The organism is Pseudomonas sp. L-22-4S-12 (genome assembly GCF_009799935.1).
Taxonomy (GTDB): domain Bacteria; phylum Pseudomonadota; class Gammaproteobacteria; order Pseudomonadales; family Pseudomonadaceae; genus Aquipseudomonas.
This window is the reverse complement of sequence record NZ_WELL01000001.1, coordinates 1-18,588: the sequence shown is the minus strand read 5'-3', so window position 1 is coordinate 18,588 and position 18,588 is coordinate 1. Positions and strand designations below refer to the sequence as shown.

Genomic DNA, 18,588 nt, shown 5'->3' with positions numbered 1-18,588 from the left:
CGGCGCGTGTTGCGTACCCCCTACTGTTTGATTTCCGGAGGCCATCGGGCTTCCGGCCACAAGGCTGATCCATCATGACCCGCGACGAATTCCTGCGTTTGGCCGCCGACGGCTACAACCGCATTCCGCTTGCCTTCGAAACCCTGGCCGACTTCGACACGCCGCTGTCGATCTACCTGAAACTGGCCGACGCGCCCAACACCTACCTGCTGGAGTCCGTGCAGGGCGGCGAGAAGTGGGGGCGCTTCTCCATCATCGGCCTGCAGGCGCGTACCGTGCTGCGCGCCCATGGCCACCGGGTCAGCGTCAGTGTCGATGGCGTCGAGGTCGAGCGGCATGACGACTGCGCCGACCCGCTGGCGTTCGTCGAGCAGTTCAAGGCCCGCTACAAGGTGCCGACCCTGGCCGGCCTGCCGCGTTTCAACGGCGGCCTGGTCGGTTACTTCGGCTACGACAGCGTGCGCTACGTCGAGACCAAGCTCGGCGCCAGCCCCAATCCGGACCCGCTGGGCACCCCGGATATCCTGCTGATGGTCTCCGACGCGGTGGTGGTGTTCGACAACCTGGCCGGCAAGATGCACGCCATCGTCCTCGCCGACCCTAGCCAGGCCGATGCCTTCGAGCAGGGCCAGGCGCGCCTGGCGCAACTGCTGGACCAGCTGCGCCAGCCGATCGCCCCGCGTCTGGGCGTCGACCTGGCCGCGCCGATCGGTGCCGAGCCGGACTTCGTCTCCAGCTTCAAACGCGACGACTATGAGGCGGCGGTGCTGGCGATCAAGGAATACATCCTGGCCGGCGACTGCATGCAGGTGGTGATCTCCCAACGCATGTCGATTCCGTTCCAGGCCGCGCCGATCGACCTGTACCGCGCGCTGCGCTGCATCAACCCGACGCCCTACATGTACTTCTTCAATTTCGGCGACTTCCATGTGGTCGGCAGCTCGCCGGAAGTGCTGGTGCGCGTCGAGGACAACCTGGTCACGGTGCGCCCGATCGCCGGCACTCGCCCGCGCGGCGCCAGCGAAGAGGCCGATCTGGAGCTGGAGAAGGACCTGCTGTCCGACGCCAAGGAACTGGCCGAGCACCTGATGCTGATCGACCTGGGGCGCAACGATGTCGGTCGCGTGTCGTCCACCGGTTCGGTGAAAGTCACCGAGCAGATGGTGATCGAGCGCTACTCCAACGTCATGCACATCGTCTCCAACGTCACCGGCCAGCTCAAGGAAGGCCTGTCGGCCATGGACGCCCTGCGCGCCATCCTGCCGGCCGGCACCCTGTCCGGTGCGCCGAAAGTGCGCGCGATGGAAATCATCGACGAGCTGGAGCCGGTCAAGCGCGGGGTCTACGGCGGTGCCGTGGGTTACCTGGCGTGGAACGGCAACATGGACACCGCCATCGCCATCCGCACCGCGGTGATCAAGGACGGCGAGCTGCATGTACAGGCCGGTGCCGGCATCGTCGCCGACTCGCAGCCGGCTCTGGAGTGGGAAGAAACCCTGAACAAGCGTCGCGCCATGTTCCGCGCGGTCAGCCTCGCCGAACAGTCCGTAAAGTAAGGGAGCTTCCAACATGCTGCTGATGATCGACAACTACGACTCCTTTACCTACAACGTGGTGCAGTACCTGGGCGAGCTGGGTGCCGACGTCCAGGTGATCCGCAACGACGAGCTCACCATCGCCGAGATCGAGGCGCTACAGCCCGAGCGCATCGTGGTCTCGCCCGGCCCGTGCACGCCGACCGAAGCCGGGGTGTCCATCGCGGCCATCCTGCATTTCGCCGGCAAGCTGCCGATCCTCGGCGTGTGCCTGGGCCACCAGAGCATCGGCCAGGCCTTCGGCGGCGACGTGGTGCGCGCGCGCCAGGTGATGCACGGCAAGACCAGCCCGGTGTACCACCAGAACCAGGGCGTGTTCGCCGGCCTCAACCAGCCGCTCACCGTGACCCGCTATCATTCCCTGGTGGTCAAGCGCGAAACCTTGCCGGATTGCCTGGAGGTCACCGCCTGGACCCAGCGCGAAGACGGCTCGGTGGACGAGATCATGGGCCTGCGCCACAAGACGCTGAATATCGAGGGGGTGCAGTTCCATCCGGAATCCATCCTCACCGAACAGGGCCACGAACTGTTCGCCAATTTCCTCAAGCAGAGCGGCGGGGTGCGCTGACATGGATATCAAGGAAGCCCTCAACCGGGTGGTCAACCAGCTCGACCTGAACACCGCGGAAATGCAGGACGTGATGCGCGAGATCATGACCGGCCAGTGCACCGACGCGCAGATCGGCGCGTTCCTCATGGGCATGCGCATGAAGAGCGAGACCATCGACGAGATCGTCGGCGCCGCCCAGGTCATGCGCGAGCTGGCCGCGCCGGTGCAGATCAACGCCGAACGCCTGGTCGACACCTGCGGCACCGGTGGCGACGGCATGAACATCTTCAACGTCTCCACCGCCGCCGCCTTCGTGGTCGCCGCGGCAGGCGGACGGGTGGCCAAGCACGGCAACCGTGCGGTATCCGGCAAGAGCGGCAGTGCCGACCTGCTGGAGGCGGCCGGGGTCTACCTCAACCTCACGCCCGCGCAGGTGGCGCGTTGCGTCGAGTCCGTGGGCGTCGGCTTCATGTTCGCCCCGGCCCATCATGGCGCGATGAAGCATGCCATCGGCCCGCGCCGCGAACTGGGCCTGCGCACCATCTTCAACATGCTTGGGCCGATGACCAACCCGGCGGGGGTCAAGCACCAGGTGCTCGGCGTGTTCAGCCAGGCCCTGTGCCGGCCGCTGGCCGAAGTGCTGCAGCGCCTGGGCAGCGAGCATGTGCTGGTGGTGCATGCCCAGGACGGTCTGGACGAAGTCAGCCTGGCCGCGCCGACTCATGTCGCCGAACTGAAGGACGGCGTGATCAGCGAGTACCGCGTGCAGCCGGAAGACTTCGGCATCCGCAGCCAGAGCCTGATCGGCCTGACCGTGAACGGTGCGCAGGACTCCCTGGTGCTGATCCGCGACGCGCTGGGCAAGCGCAAGACCGACAATGGCCTGAAGGCCGCCGACATGATCGTGCTCAACGCCGGCGCCGCGCTGTATGCCGCCGACCATGCGACCAGCTTCCGCGAAGGCGTGCAGCTGGCGCAGGACGCCTTGCACACCGGCCTGGCCTGGGAAAAACTCGACGAGCTGGTGTCCTTCACCGCCGTGTTCAAGCAGGAGAACGAAGCGTGAGCATCCCCACCGTGCTGGAGAAGATCCTCGCCCGCAAGGCCGAGGAAGTGGCGGCGCGTCGTGCGCGCGTCGGCCTTGCCGAGGTCGAGGTGGCGGCGCGTAGCGCCGATGCCCCGCGTGGCTTCGCCCGTGCGCTGCTGGAACAGGCGGCGCGCAAGGAAGCGGCGGTGATCGCCGAGGTCAAGAAGGCCTCGCCGAGCAAGGGCGTGCTGCGCGAGAACTTCGACCCGGCGCAGATCGCCCGCAGCTACGAGGCCGGCGGCGCCACCTGCCTGTCGGTGCTCACCGATATCGACTTCTTCCAGGGTGCCGACGAATACCTGCAGCAGGCGCGTGCCGCCTGCAGCCTGCCGGTGATCCGCAAGGACTTCATGATCGACCCTTACCAGATCGTCGAAGCCCGCGCCCTCGGCGCCGACTGCGTGCTGCTGATCGTCTCCGCCCTGGATGACGCGCGCATGGCCGAGCTGGCCAGCGTGGCCAAGGACGTCGGCCTCGACGTGCTGGTCGAAGTGCACGACGGCGATGAGCTGGAACGCGCGCTGAAGACCCTGGACACGCCGCTGGTGGGCATCAACAACCGCAGCCTGCACAGCTTCGAAGTGAACCTGGAAACCACCCTCGACCTGCTGCCGCGCGTGCCACGTGATCGCCTGGTGATCACCGAGAGCGGCATCCTCAATCGCGCCGATGTCGAGCTGATGGAAATCAACGAGGTGTACGCCTTCCTGGTCGGCGAAGCCTTCATGCGCGCCGAAGAGCCGGGGGCCGAGCTGCGCCGCCTGTTCTTCCCGGAGAAGGGTCGCCTGGTGCTGGGCGCCGACCCGGACTGAGCGCCATGCACAAAAAACCCGCCGATTGGCGGGTTTTTTATCGGGGCTGGCAGTCCCGATCAGCGGGTGCCGAAGACCACCATGGTCTTGCCTTTGACATGCACCAGGCCCTGCTCTTCCAGGGACTTGAGCACGCGGCCGACCATCTCGCGCGAGCAGCCGACGATGCGGCCGATTTCCTGGCGGGTGATCTTGATCTGCATGCCGTCCGGGTGGGTCATGGCGTCCGGCTGCTTGCACAGGTCGAGCAGGGTGCGCGCCACGCGGCCGGTGACGTCGAGGAAGGCCAGGTCGCCGACCTTACGCGTGGTGTTGCGCAGGCGGTCGGCCATCTGGCTGCCGAGGGTGTAGAGGATTTCCGGGTCCTGCTGGGTCAGCTCGCGGAACTTGGCGTAGCTCAGTTCCGCCACTTCGCATTCGGTCTTGGCGCGCACCCAGGCGCTGCGTTCCTTCTCGCTGCCGTCCTTCTCGAACAGACCCATTTCGCCGAAGAAGTCGCCGGAATTGAGGTAGGCGATGATCATTTCCCGGCCATCGTCGTCTTCGATCAGGATGGTGACCGACCCCTTGACGATGAAGAACAGGGTTTCGCAGCGATCACCTGCATAGATGATGGTGCTTTTGGCGGTGTAGCGGCGGCGATGGCAATGTGCGAGGAGTTTGTCGAGGTTCTTGATTTTAGGTGTAAGGGTAATAGCTACCATGCCCGAGTCCCGAAGAAAAAAAGAGTAAGCCTTTGTCCAACAGGCGATTTTTTTATTAGTTATCTGAACAAGTGTGCCAGTTATCCGCGGCCAGCTTAACAGACCGGATAGGTGCAGCAAGCCGATTTGCGACGTAGCTAACACTGCCTGCCGCTAAACTGCCTCGCCCCGCCCGGAGCTGACGCGGTAGAGCGCTGTGATAAGCTGGGCGCCTTTTTTCGGGCAGTGGAGAATCCAGGCGATGAAAGCGCGCATTCAGTGGGCCGGCGAGGCGATGTTCCTCGGTGAATCGGGCAGCGGTCACGTGGTGGTGATGGACGGCCCGCCGGAGGCCGGTGGGCGCAACCTCGGCGTGCGGCCCATGGAGATGGTGCTGCTCGGCCTGGGTGGCTGCAGCAACTTCGATGTGGTCAGCATCCTCAAGAAGTCGCGCCAGCCGGTGGAAAGCTGCGAGGCCTTCCTCGAAGCCGAGCGCGCCGACGAAGACCCCAAGGTGTTCACCAAGATCCACCTGCACTTCGTGGTCAAGGGCCGCGGCCTGAAGGAGGCCCAGGTCAAGCGCGCGGTGGAGCTGTCGGCGGAGAAGTACTGCTCGGCCTCGATCATGCTCGGCCGCGCCGGCGTCGAGATCAGCCATGATTACGAAATCGTCGAACTGGGCGCAGCCGTTTCGGCCTGACACCCACGCATCACAAAGGCGGCCTAGACTATGGCAGTCGGGGCCGTCGCTCTGCATAATGCGCGCCTTTTTCGGGGCCGGACCCGTGCCCCAAACCATACCCACAATCGCCATCGCGAAGAGGTGTTAACCGTCCTACGCAGCTGCGTCGTTCGCAGTTGACGGGCATGCTCGATCACGCGGCAGAGCCGCATCCACACAGAGAGTTTTCAACGGTGAAAAGCAAACTCAAGCTCCACGGGTTCAACAACCTGACGAAGACCTTGAGCTTCAACATCTATGACATCTGCTACGCGGAAACGCCGGAAGACCAGCAGGCCTACGTCCAGTACATCAACACCGAGTACGACGCCGAGCGCCTGACGCAGATCCTCACCGATGTTGTCGACATCATCGGCGCCAATATCCTGAACATCGCCCGTCAGGACTACGACCCGCAAGGCGCCAGCGTGACCATCCTGATTTCCGAGCAGCCGGTCACCCCGACCGACAGCCAGATCGAGGAATCGCCAGGGCCGCTGCCGGAGACCATCCTGGCGCACCTGGACAAGAGCCACATCACCGTGCACACCTACCCGGAAATCCATCCGGTCGAGGGTATCGCGACTTTCCGTGTCGACATCGATGTGTCCACCTGCGGGGTGATCTCGCCGCTGAAGGCGCTCAACTACCTGATCCACCAGTTCGACTCGGACATCGTCACCGTCGACTACCGGGTACGCGGCTTCACCCGTGACGTGGAAGGCAAGAAGCACTTCATCGACCACGCGATCAACTCGATCCAGAACTACCTCTCCGAAGACACCCAGGACGCCTACCAGATGACGGACGTCAACGTGTACCAGGAGAACCTGTTCCACACCAAGATGCTGCTCAAGGACTTCGAACTGGACAACTACCTGTTCGGCGACGCAGCCAGCAACCTGACCGCCGAGCAGCGCCAGCAGATCGAGGCGCGCGTGCGCCATGAAATGCTGGAGATCTTCTACGCGCGCAACATGCCGCGCTGACTGTCCCGCAACGAAAAAGGGCGCCGCTGGGCGCCCTTTTTCATTTTTAGAACCTGTTTACGATTTATTGAGCTAGAGCCAGGCAAGGCGAAATCGGGCGAGGGCGCGGAGTTTACGAGCTGTAAATGAGCAGCCCGAGCCCGATTTCAACGCGGCATGGCCGACGATCAAGAGATCGTTAGATGCGGTAGGTGCTTTTGGTCATCACCTTGGACAGCAGGCTCATGCCGAACTTGACCGGCGCCGGGAAGCGCAGGCCGCCGGCCTCGATGGCGCTGGTGGCGTGGTGTTCCTCGTCCTCGCGCATCTGCTCGAGGATGGCGCGGGTCTTGGCGTCGTCGTGGGGAATCTGCTCCAGGTGTTCGTCCAGATGCTTGACCACCTGATCCTCGGTGGCGGCGACGAAGCCCAGGCTGACCCTGTCGCTGATCAGCCCGGCGACCGCGCCGACGCCGAAGGACAGGCCATAGAACAGCGGGTTGAGCACGCTCGGGTGGCTGCCCAGTTCGCGGATGCGCTGCTCGCACCAAGCCAGGTGGTCGATTTCCTCGTCGGCGGCATGCTCCATGGCCTTGCGCACCTGCGGCAGCTTGGCGGTCAGCGCCTGGCCCTGGTACAGCGCCTGGGCACAAACCTCGCCGGTGTGGTTGATGCGCATCAGCCCGGCCACATGGCGGGCATCGTCAGCGCTCAGCGCCGCCTCGTTCTGCACGATGGCCGGCGACGGGCGCGCCGGCGCCCCGCTGAACGGCAGCAGGGTGCGCATGGCGGCATCGGCCTGCATCAGCAGACGGTCGACGGGGGAAAACTGGCGTTCGCTGGTCATGGTCATCTCCACGGAAAGCATGCCGAGCAGTTTACCTGAACCCGCGGGCAGAAATTTGACGGCTGACAAGAGGGCGCGGCTTGCCCCTGCGAGCGCTCAGCCCGGCGGCCAGTGCATCTGGCGCTGGCCGAGCACGTGCATGTGAATGTGATGTACGGTCTGCCCGCCTAGATCGTTGCAGTTCATCACCACGCGAAAGCCTTCGGCACAGCCCAGCTCCCGGGCCAGGCGCTGGGCGGTGTAGACGACGTGCCCGAGCAGGGGGCGGTCGTCCTCGCCGAGGTCGCCCAGGGTGGCGATGTGGCGTTTGGGGATCACCAGGAAATGCACCGGCGCCTGCGGGCCGATGTCGTGGAAGGCGAACACCTGGTCGTCTTCGTAAATCTTGCGCGCGGGAATTTCCCCGGCGACGATCTTGCAGAACAGACAGTCCACGGGTATTCCTCCTGCGGCTTTGGGTATCCTGCGAGTGTAATGGCGCGTATCCGCCCCGGCCAGCCGGCGGGGCGCACAAGGAGTGGCGGTGAAGAACGATATTCATGACCTGGGCCTGGTACTCGACTCCAGGGTCAAGCTGGTGGTGATCGAGTCCTGGGACGAGAAGCGCGTGCTGGAGACCCTGACCGGCCTGGCGGTCAAGCGCGGCCTCGGCCTGTTCACCTGGTCGGTGACCGAAGGCCTGCAGCGCCTGGGCTTCGGTGGCGAGCCGGCTGATCTCGGCGAGAGCTTCGAGGCCGAGGCGGCGCTCAGCCTGATCAAGCACGACCCGCAACCCAACCTGTACGTGCTGTGCGACCTGCATCCGTTCCTCGCCGACAATCCCAAGCTGGTGCGCCTGCTCAAGGAAGTCGCGATGAACGAGGCGCCGCACAAGCCGACCCTGGTACTGGTCTCCCATGCCCTCAAACTGCCTGCTGAAGTGCAGCGCTATGCCGCGCGCTTCAGCCTGGCGCTGCCCCGCGAGGAGGAGCTGCTGGCCATCGTCCGCGACGAGGCGACGCGCTGGAGCGAGCGCAATCGCGGTGCCCGGGTGCGCACCGACAACCGCACCCTGCAGCAGGTGGTGAAGAACCTGCGCGGCATGAGCCACGCCGAGGCGCGGGCGCTGGCGCGCAACGTGATCTGCGACGATGGCGCGATCACCCAGGAAGACCTGCCGGAGCTGAACAAGACCAAATTCCAGCTGCTCGACCTGGAGGGCGTGCTCAGCTTCGAATACGACACCGCGCAGTTCGCCGAAGTCGGCGGCCTGGGCAATCTCAAGCGCTGGCTGGGCGAGCGCCAGGACATCTTCCTCGCCGGCAAGGCCGCGGACATGCCCAAGGGCCTGCTGCTGGTCGGCGTGCAGGGCGGCGGCAAGAGCCTGGCAGCCAAGGCGGTGGCCGGCCTGTGGGGCCTGCCGCTGCTGCGTCTGGATTTCGCCAGCCTGTACAACAAGTTCTTCGGCGAGACCGAGCGCAACCTGCGCGAGGCGCTCAAGCTGGCCGAGCAGATGGCGCCCTGCGTGCTGTGGATGGACGAGCTGGAGAAGGGCCTGTCCGCCGGCGACCATGACGAGGGCGTCGGCCAGCGCGTGCTCGGCACCCTGCTGACCTGGATGGCCGAGCGCAAGGCGCCGGTGTTCATGGTCGCCACCGCCAACGCCATCCACCGCCTGCCGCCGGAGCTGGTGCGCAAGGGCCGCTTCGACGAGTTGTTCTTCGTCGACCTGCCGGATGCGCCGGTGCGTGCGGACATCTTCGCCATCCACCTGCAGCGCCGCGAACTCGACCCGCAGCAGTTCGACCTGGCCGAGCTGGCGGCGGCCTGTGCCGGCTTTTCCGGTGCGGAGATCGAGCAGGTGGTGGTCAGCGCCCTGTACGCCGCGCAGGCCCGCCAGCAGTCGGTGGACCAGGCCCTGCTGCTGCACAATATCCAGGCCACGGCGCCGCTGTCGGTGGTGATGGCCGAGGACCTGGCGGCCCTGCGCGCCTGGGCCGCCGGGCGTACGGTCAGTGCCGGCTAGTCGGCGTGTCGCTGCGCGGCAGCAGCGGGCGGATGCTGCGCGCCGTGAGGTAACGGGCCAGGGCCCGCGGCAGCAGGCGCAACAGGCGTGACAGCAGGCGGTTGCGCCGCCCGGGGATGATGATGGCGCGGTTCTTCTCCAGGCCGCGCACGGCCAGCAGCGCCACTTGCTCCGGGTCGGCCAGCAGCTGGCGTTGCTCCAGACTCTGGCTGCACAGCTGGCTGTTGCGGAAGAAGGCGGTCGCCACCGGCCCCGGGCACAGCACCGAGACTTTCACCCCGTAGGGCGCCAGCTCGCTGCGCAGGCCTTCGGAAAAGTGCAGCACATAGGCCTTGCTGGCGAAGTAGTTGCTCATCAGCGGGCCGGCCTGGAATGCCGCCAGCGAGGCGACGTTGAGAATCTGTCCGCCGCCCTGCTGCACCATGTGCTGGCCGATGGCATGGCACAGCCGGCACAGGGCCAGGATGTTCAGCTCGATCAGCTGCTGCTCGCGGCCCCAGTCCTGCTCGACGAACAGCCCCGCGCTGCCGATGCCGGCGTTGTTCACTAGCAGGTCGATGCGCCGCTCGCCCTGCTCCAGCTCCTGGATCAGGCCGGTCAGGCGCAGCGGCTCGCTCAGGTCGCAGACGCGCAGCAGCGCCTCGATGCCGAAGCGCTGGCTCAGCTCGCAGGCGACGCTTTCCAGAGCCTCGCGCTGGCGTGCCACCAGGATCAGGTTGCGCCCCTTGCGCGCCAGGGCCTCGGCCAGGGCCAGGCCGAGGCCGCTGGAGGCCCCGGTAATCAGTGCATAGCTGGGCATGGGCCGTCCTGGTCGATGGCTAACCGTTTATTCCTGGTAGTCAGGCGCGCTCTGCTCAAGTTGCGCCTCTTGGGCTCGCTCGAGATAGCCCTGATAGGACGGGACGGCGATCGCGGCGAGAATACCCAGAACGAAAACCGCAAGCCAGGACCAGGCGAGCAGCTTGACGCCGGTGCTGTTGGGCGGCGGTGGCGGGCCGTAGCGGTTGGCGTCGGTGGTGCCCGGCACGAGCAGCATGATCAGGGAGAATACGCCGCCGACCACCGGCACCAGGTTCAGCAGCAGCAGCCAGCCGGACCAGCCGATGTCATGCAGGCGTTGCACGCCGATCTGCACGCCGACCACGATGGCGCCGATGGCCAGGGCGATGACCAGGATGATGCCGATCGCCGGGGAAATGGCGGTGCCCAATGCGGCCAGCAGGCCCACGCCCATGGCGGCGAAAGCCATGGCCATCGACCAGCCCAGGTAGCGCACCCGGCCAATGCGCCCGGTCACGCTGAAAACCCGCAGTTCGCCGAACTCGGGCTGCAGCTCGGCGACCTGGGCCTTGGGCGTGCTGTAGGGCGAGGCGTCCAGGCCGGCGCTGGCCGGTGCCGTCATGGCGGCCTGCTGGGCCTGGCGCGCCAGGTACTTGTCGATGATGATGCCGCAGGCCGCGCATTCGCCGGCCTTGGCCTGCTCATGGCCGCACTTGGGGCAGCTCATGCTGTCGCTGCCGGGCGGCGCGTCAGTGGCGGCAGTGGCGGCCGGGCGATGGTCGTCGGTGTCCATCAGGCTCAGGTTGGCGCTCGCTTCCGGTTCCTTGCGCACCCGCGCGCCGGCCTGCTGCAGGGCGCTCAGGTACTTGTCGGCCTCGGTTTCCGCCAGGTCGCGCTTGAGCGCCACGGCGGCACCGCTGAACAGCGCCTCGATCCTCTGGCGATCACTTTTGAACAGGCGGGCCAGGTTGTCTTTCACGGTGTCCAGTGCCGCCTCGGGCATCAGTTCGCCGGTGAACACGATCTTGTAGCGGGCTTCGGTCATGCGTGCGTCCCTGTCAGCGTGTTGGAATGTCGTGAGCCTAAGTATTTCGCCGGGTGCGGACAAGCACTCGACTGCGCAATTTTCTGCTCAGCGCGGCCAGCGCTGGGCCAGTTGCCCGGCCAGGCCCTGGGCGCGGCGGTACTCCGCGTCGAGACGGGCGATCAGCTCGCTCACGCTGGGTAGGTCGCGGATGCCGCCGACGCCCTGGCCGGCCGACCACACGGTCTTCCAGGCCTTGGCTTCCTCGTCCATCGGCTTAAGCTTCTCGCCGTAGTTGATGTCGCCCTTGTCCTGCAGGCGCTTGAGGTCATAGCCGGCCTGCTCCAGGCTCTGGCGCATGAAGCTGGCCGGGACTCCGGAGACCGCCGGGGTGTGCACGATGTCGGCGGCCTGGGCATTCAGGATCATCTGCTTGTAGGCCATGTCGGCATTGCTCTCGCGGGTGGCGATGAAGCGGCTGCCGAGGTAGGCCAGGTCGGCGCCGAGCAGCTGGGCGGCGAGGATCTCATGGCCATTGTTCAGGCAGCCGGCCAGCAGCAGGGTCTTGTCGAAGAACTGGCGGATCTCGGCGAGCAGGGCGAACGGGCTCCAGGTCCCGGCATGCCCACCGGCGCCGGCAGCCACCGCGATCAGCCCGTCGACGCCGGCCTCGGCGGCCTTCTCGGCATGGCGGCGGGTGGTCACGTCATGGAACACCAGGCCGCCGTAGCTGTGCACCGCGTCCACCACTTCCTTGACCGCCCCCAGGCTGGTGATCACCAGCGGCACCTTGTGCTCCACGCAGATCGCCAGGTCGGCCTGCAGGCGCGGGTTGCTGCCGTGCACGATCAGGTTCACCGCGTAGGGAGCGGCGTCGGCGTTGAGCCCGGCGCTGATTTCCTCCAGCCAGGCCTTGAAACCGCCGCTGTCGCGCTGGTTGAGGGCCGGGAAGCTGCCGACCACGCCATTGTTGCAGCAGGCCAGGACCAGGGGCGGGGTGGAGACCAGGAACATCGGGGCGGCGACCACCGGCAGGCGCAGGCGTTGATCGAGCAGGGCGGGCAGGGACATGGGACTTCCTCTTGTTATGGGGCTCAGAAGGGCTTGACCGCCACCAGGATGACGATGCCCAGCAATAACAGCACTGGGGCTTCATTGAACCAACGATAGAACACATGGCTGCGGGCGTTCTCGCCGCGGGCAAAGCGCTTGAGCTGGGCGCCGCAGGTGTGGTGGTAGCCGATCAGCACCACGACCAGCAACAGCTTGGCGTGCAGCCAGCCCATCTGCAGCCAGGCCGGATTGAGGTAGAGCAGCCAGCCGCCGAGCAGCACGGTGGCGATCATCGACGGGTTCATGATGCCGCGGTACAGCTTGCGCTCCATCACGCAGAAGCGCTGCTGGCTGGTCTCGTCCTCGCTCATGGCGTGGTAGACGAACAGGCGCGGCAGGTAGAACAGCCCGGCGAACCAGCAGACCATGGCGATGATGTGCAGGGCCTTGACCCAGAGATAGAGCATCGAAAGCTTCCCGACAGCGAATGAATAGCGTCGATAGTAGTGAAAGCCTTGTCCTTACGTCACCCTCGAGGTTGGCCGCAGCCCCGGCGGGCTTTATCATCGGCAGCCTTTCTGGACTGGCTGTGAGGGTTAAGTGATGGTCAAGGTCGGTATCGTTGGCGGCACGGGCTACACCGGGGTCGAACTGCTGCGCCTGCTGGCGCAGCACCCGCAGGCTGAAGTGGCGGTGATTACCTCGCGCTCCGAGACCGGGGTGAAGGTTGCCGACATGTACCCGAACCTGCGCGGCCACTACGACAACCTGGCGTTCAGCATGCCGGACGTGGCCACCCTGGGTGCCTGTGACGTGGTGTTCTTCGCTACCCCGCACGGCGTGGCCCATGCCCTGGCCGGCGAGCTGCTGGCCGCCGGTACCCGGGTGATCGACCTGTCCGCCGACTTCCGCCTGCAGGATGCCGAGGAGTGGGCGCAGTGGTACGGCCAGCCGCACGGTGCGCCGGAGCTGCTGCCCGAGGCGGTCTACGGCCTGCCGGAAGTGAATCGCGAGGCGATCAAGGGCGCGCGCCTGATCGCCGTCCCCGGCTGCTACCCGACCGCCACCCAACTCGGCCTGATCCCGCTGCTGGAAGCCGGCCTGGCCGACCCCAGCCGGCTGATCGCCAACTGCGCGTCCGGTGTCAGCGGCGCCGGGCGCGGCGCCAAGGTCGGCTCGCTGCTCTGCGAAACCAGCGAAAGCATGATGGCCTATGCGGTCAAGGGCCACCGCCACCTGCCGGAGATCAGCCAGGGCCTGCGCCGCGCGGCAGGCGGCCCGGTCGGCCTGACCTTCGTGCCGCACCTGGCACCGATGATCCGCGGCATCCATGCCACCCTGTACGCCACCGTGGCCGATCGCGGCGTCGACCTGCAGGCGCTGTTCGAGAAGCGTTATGCCAACGAGCCGTTCGTCGACGTGATGCCGGCCGGCAGCCATCCGGAAACCCGCAGCGTGCGCGGCGCCAACGTCTGCCGCATCGCCGTGCACCGGCCGCAGGGCGGCGAACTGGTGGTGGTGCTGTCGGCCATCGACAACCTGGTCAAGGGCGCCTCCGGCCAGGCCCTGCAGAACATGAACATCCTCTGCGGCCTGGACGAGCGCCTGGGCCTGGCCCATGCCGCCCTGTTGCCATGACCGGCGGCCGGTGAATAGTTGACCGCTTTGCTGGGGTAAGCGGATAATCCCTGCCCCAGCAGTACGTAACATGGCGCCTGGCGCCGGGAGATCAGCAAGATGAGCGTCGAAACCTTCACACCCACCCCGCTGCAGTTCACGCAGGGCGCGGCGAACAAGGTGAAGAGCCTGGTCGATGAGGAAGGCAACCCGCGCCTCAAGCTGCGCGTGTTTGTTACCGGTGGCGGCTGCTCGGGCTTCCAGTACGGCTTCACCTTCGATGAAGACGTGGCCGAAGACGACACCATAGTCGAGCGCGAGGGCGTCAGCCTGGTGGTCGATTCGATGAGCTTCCAGTACCTGGCCGGCGCCGAAGTCGACTACCAGGAAGGCCTGGAAGGCTCGCGCTTCGTGATCAAGAATCCGAATGCCAGCACCACCTGCGGTTGCGGATCGTCATTCTCGATCTGACTTCGCTGAAGAATCAAAAAGCCGCGCCTGGGCGCGGCTTTTTTGTGCCCGCGGGTTTTCAGGCCGGGTACAGGGCGCCGAGTACGCGCAGGCCCTTGGCGCCGGTCACGCTCGGCCGGTTGCCGGCGATGCCTTCCAGGCAACAGTGGGCCAGCCAGGCAAAGGCCATGGCCTCGATCCAGTCCGGCGGCACGCCCTTGCTCGCGGTGCTGGCTACGCGCGTTTGCGGCAGCAGTTCCTGTAGGCGGGTCATCAGGGCGCCGTTGTGCGCGCCGCCGCCGCAGACCAGCAGCTCCTCGGTCCCGGGTTGGGCCTGGCACAGCGAGTCGGCAATGCTGCGGGCGGTCAGCTCCAGCAGGGTGCGCTGCACGGCGCTGGCATCGATGGCAGGCAGGGCGGCCAGGTGCCGTTCCAGCCAGGGCAGGTTGAACAGCTCGCGACCGGTGCTTTTCGGGCCGCGGTGCTGGAAGAAGCTGTCGCCGAGCAGGGCTTGCAGCAGGTCTTCGTCGCACTGCCCGCTGGCGGCCCAGGCACCGTCGCGGTCGAAGCTGGCGCCGTGATGCTGCTGAATCCAGGCATCCAGCAGGGCATTGCCGGGGCCACAGTCGAAGCCATGGACCGGCTGGCCGGGGCTGAGCAGGCTGAGGTTGCTGAAGCCACCGATATTGAGCACGGCGCGGTGGCTGCTGCCGTCATCGAACAGGGCCTCATGGAACGCGGGCACCAGGGGCGCGCCCTGGCCGCCGGCGGCCACGTCGCGGCGGCGGAAGTCGCCGACCACCGGGATGCCGGTCAGTTCGGCGAGCAAGGCCGGATTGCCGATCTGCACGGTGAAGCCACGGGCCGGTTCGTGGCGCACGGTCTGGCCGTGGCTGCCGATGGCGCGGATGTCGGCGGGGCTCAGTCGTTCGCTGGCGAGCAGGCTGGCGATGCCCTCGGCCGCCAGGGCGACCCAGCGGTTTTCGGCAAGCGCGGCGCGGGCCAGTTCGTCCGGACCCGGTGCGCACAGAGCCAGCAGCTCTGCGCGCAGATCCGCCGGCATGGGGAGGTAGTGGCTGGCGAGCAGGATGGGGTGCTGATCCTGCTGGATCAGGGCGATGTCCAGTCCGTCGAGACTGGTGCCGGACATCACCCCCAGGTAGCGCGGCATGGCTCAGCGCTTGTTCATGGCCAGGATGGTTTTCTTTTCCTGATCCATGCGGGCCATCAGCGGTGTGCTCAGTTGCATGAAGCGCGACTTCTCGTTGCGCGCGATCGGATCGGCCATTGGCAGCTTCTGGCTCAGCGGATCGACATGGCGGCCGTTGACCTGGAACTCGTAGTGCAGGTGCGGGCCGGTCGACAGGCCGGTGGTACCGATATAGCCGATGATCTGCCCCTGCTTGACGCTGCCGCCGGTGCGCACACCCTTGGCAAAGCCCTGCATGTGGGCATAGAGGGTGCGGAAACTATTGCCGTGCTGGAGCACCACGGCATTGCCGTAGCCGCCCTTGCGTCCGGCCAGCAGGACCTTGCCATCGCCGGCGGCCTTGATCGGGGTGCCGCGCGGGGCAGCGTAATCCACACCCTTGTGGGCGCGGATCTTGTTCAGGATCGGGTGTCGGCGGCCCATGGAGAAGCGCGAGCTGATGCGGGCGAAGTCCACCGGCGTGCGGATGAAGGCCTTGCGCATGCTCTGGCCGTCGGCATTGTAGTAGCTGGTCACGCCCTGCTTGCTGGTGTAGCGCACGGCGGTGTAGGTCTTGCCGCGGTTGGTGAAGCGGGCGGCGAGGATGTTGCCATTGCCGACCTGCTTGTCGTTGACCACGTGCTCCTCGTAGATCACCTCGAACTCGTCGCCTTCGCGGATATCCAGGGCGAAGTCGATGTCGTAGCCGAATACATTGGCCAGGTCCATGGTCAGGCTGTGCGACAGGCCTGCGCGCTTGGCCGAGAGGAACAGCGAGCTGTCGATCACGCCGTGGGAGTAAGCGGTGCGCACGTCCGGTTTGACCAGCTCGCGTTTGAAGCTGTAGCCCTTGTCGGTGCGCGTCAGGGCAATGCTTTCCAGGTCGCTGAGCTTGCTGCGCACGCTGTCCAGCTTGCCGTCGCTGGTCAGCTTGAACTCCAGGACCTGGCCGATCTTCAGACGGCTCAGTTGCTTGGCGTCCTTGCTGCTGCTCAGCGCTTCGTGCAGGTCGTTGGCGTTCAGGCCGACCTGGGCAAAGACGGTGGACAGGGTGTCGCCGTTGCCGACGGTCACGGCTTTCTGCAACGGATCTGCGGGTGGGGTTTCTTGCTTCGCGCTTGTGTCGGCGCTGTTCTTCTCGGTGAGGCTGGCGGTGCTGAACGGCGAGGCGCTCCCTTCCTCAGAGGAGAGCGCTTGTCGGAGGTCGTCCTTCTCCTGCAGTACCTGCTCGGAGCCGTTCTCCAGCTCGAGGTTCAAATAGGTCTTCTTCGCCTCGACTTCGCGCGACGGGAACACCAGCAAGGCCAGGCTCAGTAGCGCCGCTACGCCGCTGGCGGCCAGCAAGTGGCTCCTCGGATAGGGCGGGACTTTGGGGACAGAATGCGTCATGGCTAAGGGTGTTTCTTGGAAGAATGCATTAACTGACTAAAATATAATCAAATTTCGCTATAGGCAACCCTGTGGGCTGTGCATCGGCCCAGCGGCATGTCCCGCTGCAGAGCTTGTAATTGGTCAGTGATCTTGTATGGTTGGTTCCCTTTTGTTTTTGAGTGGCGACGAGTCCTGTCATGAAGTCGGTTGAAGAGCAGCTGGCGCTGATCAAGCGCGGTGCGGAAGAAGTCCTGGTCGAGGCGGAACTGGTAGAGAAGCTCAAGCGCGGTCAGCCGTTGCGGATCAAGGCTGGCTTCGACCCAACCGCGCCGGATCTGCACCTGGGCCATACCGTACTGATCAATAAGCTGCGTCAGTTTCAGGAGCTTGGGCATCAGGTGATTTTCCTGATCGGCGACTTCACCGGGATGATCGGCGACCCCAGTGGCAAGAGTGCCACGCGCCCGCCGCTGACCCGTGAGCAGGTGCTGGAGAACGCCGAAACCTATAAGGCACAGGTGTTCAAGATCCTTGACCCGGCGAAAACCGAGGTGGCGTTCAACTCCACCTGGATCGATCAGCTCAAGCCGTCCGACTTCATTCGCCTGGCGTCCCAGTACACGGTGGCGCGCATGCTCGAGCGTGACGATTTCGACAAGCGTTACAGCAGCAATCAGCCGATTGCCATTCACGAGTTCCTCTATCCGCTGGTGCAGGGCTACGACTCGGTGGCATTGCGCGCCGATGTGGAGCTGGGTGGTACCGATCAGAAATTCAATCTGCTGATGGGGCGCGAGCTGCAGCGTGCCTATGGGCAGGAGTCGCAGTGCGTCGTGACCATGCCATTGCTTGAAGGCCTGGATGGCGTGAAGAAGATGTCCAAGTCGTTGGGCAACTATATAGGTATCCAGGAAGCTCCGGGCGTCATGTACAACAAGCTGGTCTCGATGCCGGATGCCTTGATGTGGCGCTACTTCGAATTGCTCAGCTTCCGTTCCATGGAGGAGATCGAGCGGTTCAAGGCGGATGTCGATACGGGTGCCAATCCCCGCGACATCAAGATCAAGCTGGCCGAGGAGATCGTTGCGCGCTTCCATGGCGAGGAAGCGGCAGCTACTGCGCATCGCTCTGCGGGCAATCGCATGAAGGATGGCGAGCTCCCGGAAGACCTGCCGGAGATCGAGCTGCTGTCTGTCGAGGATATGCCCATATCTTCCGTCCTTAATAAGGCGGGCTTGGTGAAAAATGCAGCCGTTGCCCGCGATCTGCTGGGTTCGGGTGGGGTCAAGGTGGATGGCGAAGTGGTGGAGCGCGGCTTCGTGTTCAAGCTCGGCGCTGTGCATGTTTGCCAGGCGGGCAAGAAGGCGTTTGCGCGTATATCGCTAAAAGCGGAGTAGAAGTTTAAGAAAGGCGTTGACGGCTAATTTTCCAAGCCTATAATGCGCACCTCTTCTGGCGCGGCCTGATCTGAAAACTCCTTGTTAAACAAGAGGTTGGAAGAAAATAAAGGTTGCGGCGGTGGCGGATTTGAGTAGAATGCGCCGGATTGGCATAGTGGTGGTTTGATCCTGTCAGTGCTTCGGTTCGAAAGAGCTGGGCAAGCTGGAAAGAGGTAGTTGACAGCGAGTTTGAACGCTGTAGAATTCGCCTCCCGCTGATGTGAAGCGAAAGCAGATCGGAAGCGCCAAGCGGTTGAGAGGAAACGAAAAATTCTTCGAAACTGGTTGACGGAAAGAAAGGCTGCTGTAGAATGCGCGGCCTCGGTTGAGACGAAAGACTTAATCGAAACGCTCTTTAACAACTTGAATCAAGCAATTCGTGTGGGTGCTTGTGGAG

At 65.0% G+C, this 18,588-nt stretch carries 19 protein-coding genes; 10 read left to right on the top strand and 9 right to left on the bottom strand.

All coding sequences use genetic code 11. The features are described from left to right. The first annotated feature begins 74 nt into the window (after positions 1–74). From trpE to trpC, 4 genes are read left to right on the top strand one after another with little or no spacing between them, the layout of a single operon-like run. Entirely contained in the window at positions 75–1,556 is a 1,482-nt protein-coding gene (trpE, locus tag F3I16_RS00095) for an anthranilate synthase component I (protein ID WP_160491770.1), read from the top strand. 13 nt (positions 1,557–1,569) lie between these two features. Beyond that, positions 1,570–2,163: an aminodeoxychorismate/anthranilate synthase component II gene (locus F3I16_RS00090; protein WP_160491769.1), complete on the top strand. Its 594-nt coding sequence runs from the start codon at positions 1,570–1,572 to the stop codon at positions 2,161–2,163. Position 2,164: 1 nt separating this feature from the next. Further along, positions 2,165–3,211, top strand: a complete 1,047-nt coding sequence (gene trpD / locus F3I16_RS00085) for an anthranilate phosphoribosyltransferase (protein ID WP_160491768.1) — start codon at positions 2,165–2,167, stop codon at positions 3,209–3,211. Next, complete coding sequence (gene trpC, locus F3I16_RS00080; RefSeq protein ID WP_160491767.1) at positions 3,208–4,044, top strand: indole-3-glycerol phosphate synthase TrpC; 837 nt, start codon at positions 3,208–3,210, stop codon at positions 4,042–4,044. Before trpD ends, trpC begins: the two co-directional genes overlap by 4 nt. Positions 4,045–4,103: 59 nt before the next feature. Here the strand turns inward: trpC and crp are convergent, their stop codons facing one another. Continuing rightward, the gene (gene crp / locus F3I16_RS00075; protein WP_160083001.1) at positions 4,104–4,748 is read right to left on the bottom strand and encodes a cAMP-activated global transcriptional regulator CRP; all 645 of its coding nucleotides are present in this window, start codon (positions 4,746–4,748) and stop codon (positions 4,104–4,106) included. A gap of 241 nt (positions 4,749–4,989) precedes the next feature. On the opposite strand from crp, the gene F3I16_RS00070 reads away from it, so the two are divergent. Together F3I16_RS00070 and speD are read left to right on the top strand one after the other, a co-directional pair. Further along, positions 4,990–5,427: an OsmC family protein gene (locus tag F3I16_RS00070; RefSeq protein WP_160491766.1), complete on the top strand. Its 438-nt coding sequence runs from the start codon at positions 4,990–4,992 to the stop codon at positions 5,425–5,427. Positions 5,428–5,642: 215 nt separating this feature from the next. Continuing rightward, positions 5,643–6,437 (top strand): adenosylmethionine decarboxylase, encoded by a 795-nt coding sequence (gene speD, locus F3I16_RS00065; RefSeq protein ID WP_160491765.1) that lies wholly within the window; start codon positions 5,643–5,645, stop codon positions 6,435–6,437. Positions 6,438–6,615: 178 nt separating this feature from the next. Here speD and coq7 read toward each other — a convergent pair whose 3' ends face one another. Beyond that, complete coding sequence (coq7, locus tag F3I16_RS00060; protein ID WP_160491764.1) at positions 6,616–7,263, bottom strand: 2-polyprenyl-3-methyl-6-methoxy-1,4-benzoquinone monooxygenase; 648 nt, start codon at positions 7,261–7,263, stop codon at positions 6,616–6,618. 96 nt (positions 7,264–7,359) lie between these two features. Further along, complete coding sequence (locus F3I16_RS00055) at positions 7,360–7,698, bottom strand: histidine triad nucleotide-binding protein (protein WP_160491763.1); 339 nt, start codon at positions 7,696–7,698, stop codon at positions 7,360–7,362. A gap of 88 nt (positions 7,699–7,786) precedes the next feature. Between F3I16_RS00055 and F3I16_RS00050 the strand changes: the two genes are divergently transcribed. Then, a complete protein-coding gene (locus F3I16_RS00050) occupies positions 7,787–9,268 on the top strand; it encodes an AAA family ATPase (protein WP_160491762.1) in 1,482 nt (493 codons plus the stop codon). Here the strand turns inward: F3I16_RS00050 and F3I16_RS00045 are convergent. The 4 genes from F3I16_RS00045 to hemJ form a co-directional block, all read right to left on the bottom strand. After that, complete coding sequence (locus tag F3I16_RS00045) at positions 9,255–10,067, bottom strand: SDR family oxidoreductase (RefSeq protein WP_160491761.1); 813 nt, start codon at positions 10,065–10,067, stop codon at positions 9,255–9,257. The two genes, F3I16_RS00050 and F3I16_RS00045, sit on opposite strands and share 14 nt — an antisense overlap. A 27-nt stretch (positions 10,068–10,094) precedes the next feature. Then, positions 10,095–11,093: a DUF805 domain-containing protein gene (locus tag F3I16_RS00040; protein ID WP_160491760.1), complete on the bottom strand. Its 999-nt coding sequence runs from the start codon at positions 11,091–11,093 to the stop codon at positions 10,095–10,097. 87 nt (positions 11,094–11,180) lie between these two features. Next, the gene (locus tag F3I16_RS00035; RefSeq protein WP_160491759.1) at positions 11,181–12,143 is read right to left on the bottom strand and encodes a nitronate monooxygenase family protein; all 963 of its coding nucleotides are present in this window, start codon (positions 12,141–12,143) and stop codon (positions 11,181–11,183) included. A gap of 23 nt (positions 12,144–12,166) precedes the next feature. Next, a complete protein-coding gene (gene hemJ, locus F3I16_RS00030) occupies positions 12,167–12,592 on the bottom strand; it encodes a protoporphyrinogen oxidase HemJ (protein ID WP_160082984.1) in 426 nt (141 codons plus the stop codon). 136 nt (positions 12,593–12,728) lie between these two features. On the opposite strand from hemJ, the gene argC reads away from it, so the two are divergent. Both argC and erpA read left to right on the top strand, forming a co-directional pair. Then, positions 12,729–13,763, top strand: coding sequence for an N-acetyl-gamma-glutamyl-phosphate reductase (argC, locus tag F3I16_RS00025; protein ID WP_160491758.1), 1,035 nt, complete (start codon positions 12,729–12,731; stop codon positions 13,761–13,763). A gap of 99 nt (positions 13,764–13,862) precedes the next feature. Continuing rightward, on the top strand, positions 13,863–14,213 hold the full coding sequence (gene erpA, locus F3I16_RS00020; RefSeq protein WP_160082980.1) for an iron-sulfur cluster insertion protein ErpA: 351 nt from the start codon (positions 13,863–13,865) through the stop codon (positions 14,211–14,213). Between the two features lie 58 nt (positions 14,214–14,271). On the opposite strand, the gene F3I16_RS00015 is transcribed toward erpA, so the two are convergent. Together F3I16_RS00015 and F3I16_RS00010 are read right to left on the bottom strand one after the other, a co-directional pair. Next, positions 14,272–15,363 carry an anhydro-N-acetylmuramic acid kinase gene (locus tag F3I16_RS00015; protein WP_160491757.1) on the bottom strand — a complete coding sequence of 364 codons (1,092 nt, stop codon included), beginning with the start codon at positions 15,361–15,363 and terminating at the stop codon, positions 14,272–14,274. 3 nt (positions 15,364–15,366) lie between these two features. Beyond that, complete coding sequence (locus F3I16_RS00010; protein WP_160491756.1) at positions 15,367–16,770, bottom strand: peptidoglycan DD-metalloendopeptidase family protein; 1,404 nt, start codon at positions 16,768–16,770, stop codon at positions 15,367–15,369. Between the two features lie 179 nt (positions 16,771–16,949). Between F3I16_RS00010 and tyrS the strand changes: the two genes are divergently transcribed. After that, the gene (gene tyrS / locus F3I16_RS00005; RefSeq protein WP_160491755.1) at positions 16,950–18,149 is read left to right on the top strand and encodes a tyrosine--tRNA ligase; all 1,200 of its coding nucleotides are present in this window, start codon (positions 16,950–16,952) and stop codon (positions 18,147–18,149) included. Positions 18,150–18,588 lie beyond the last annotated feature (439 nt).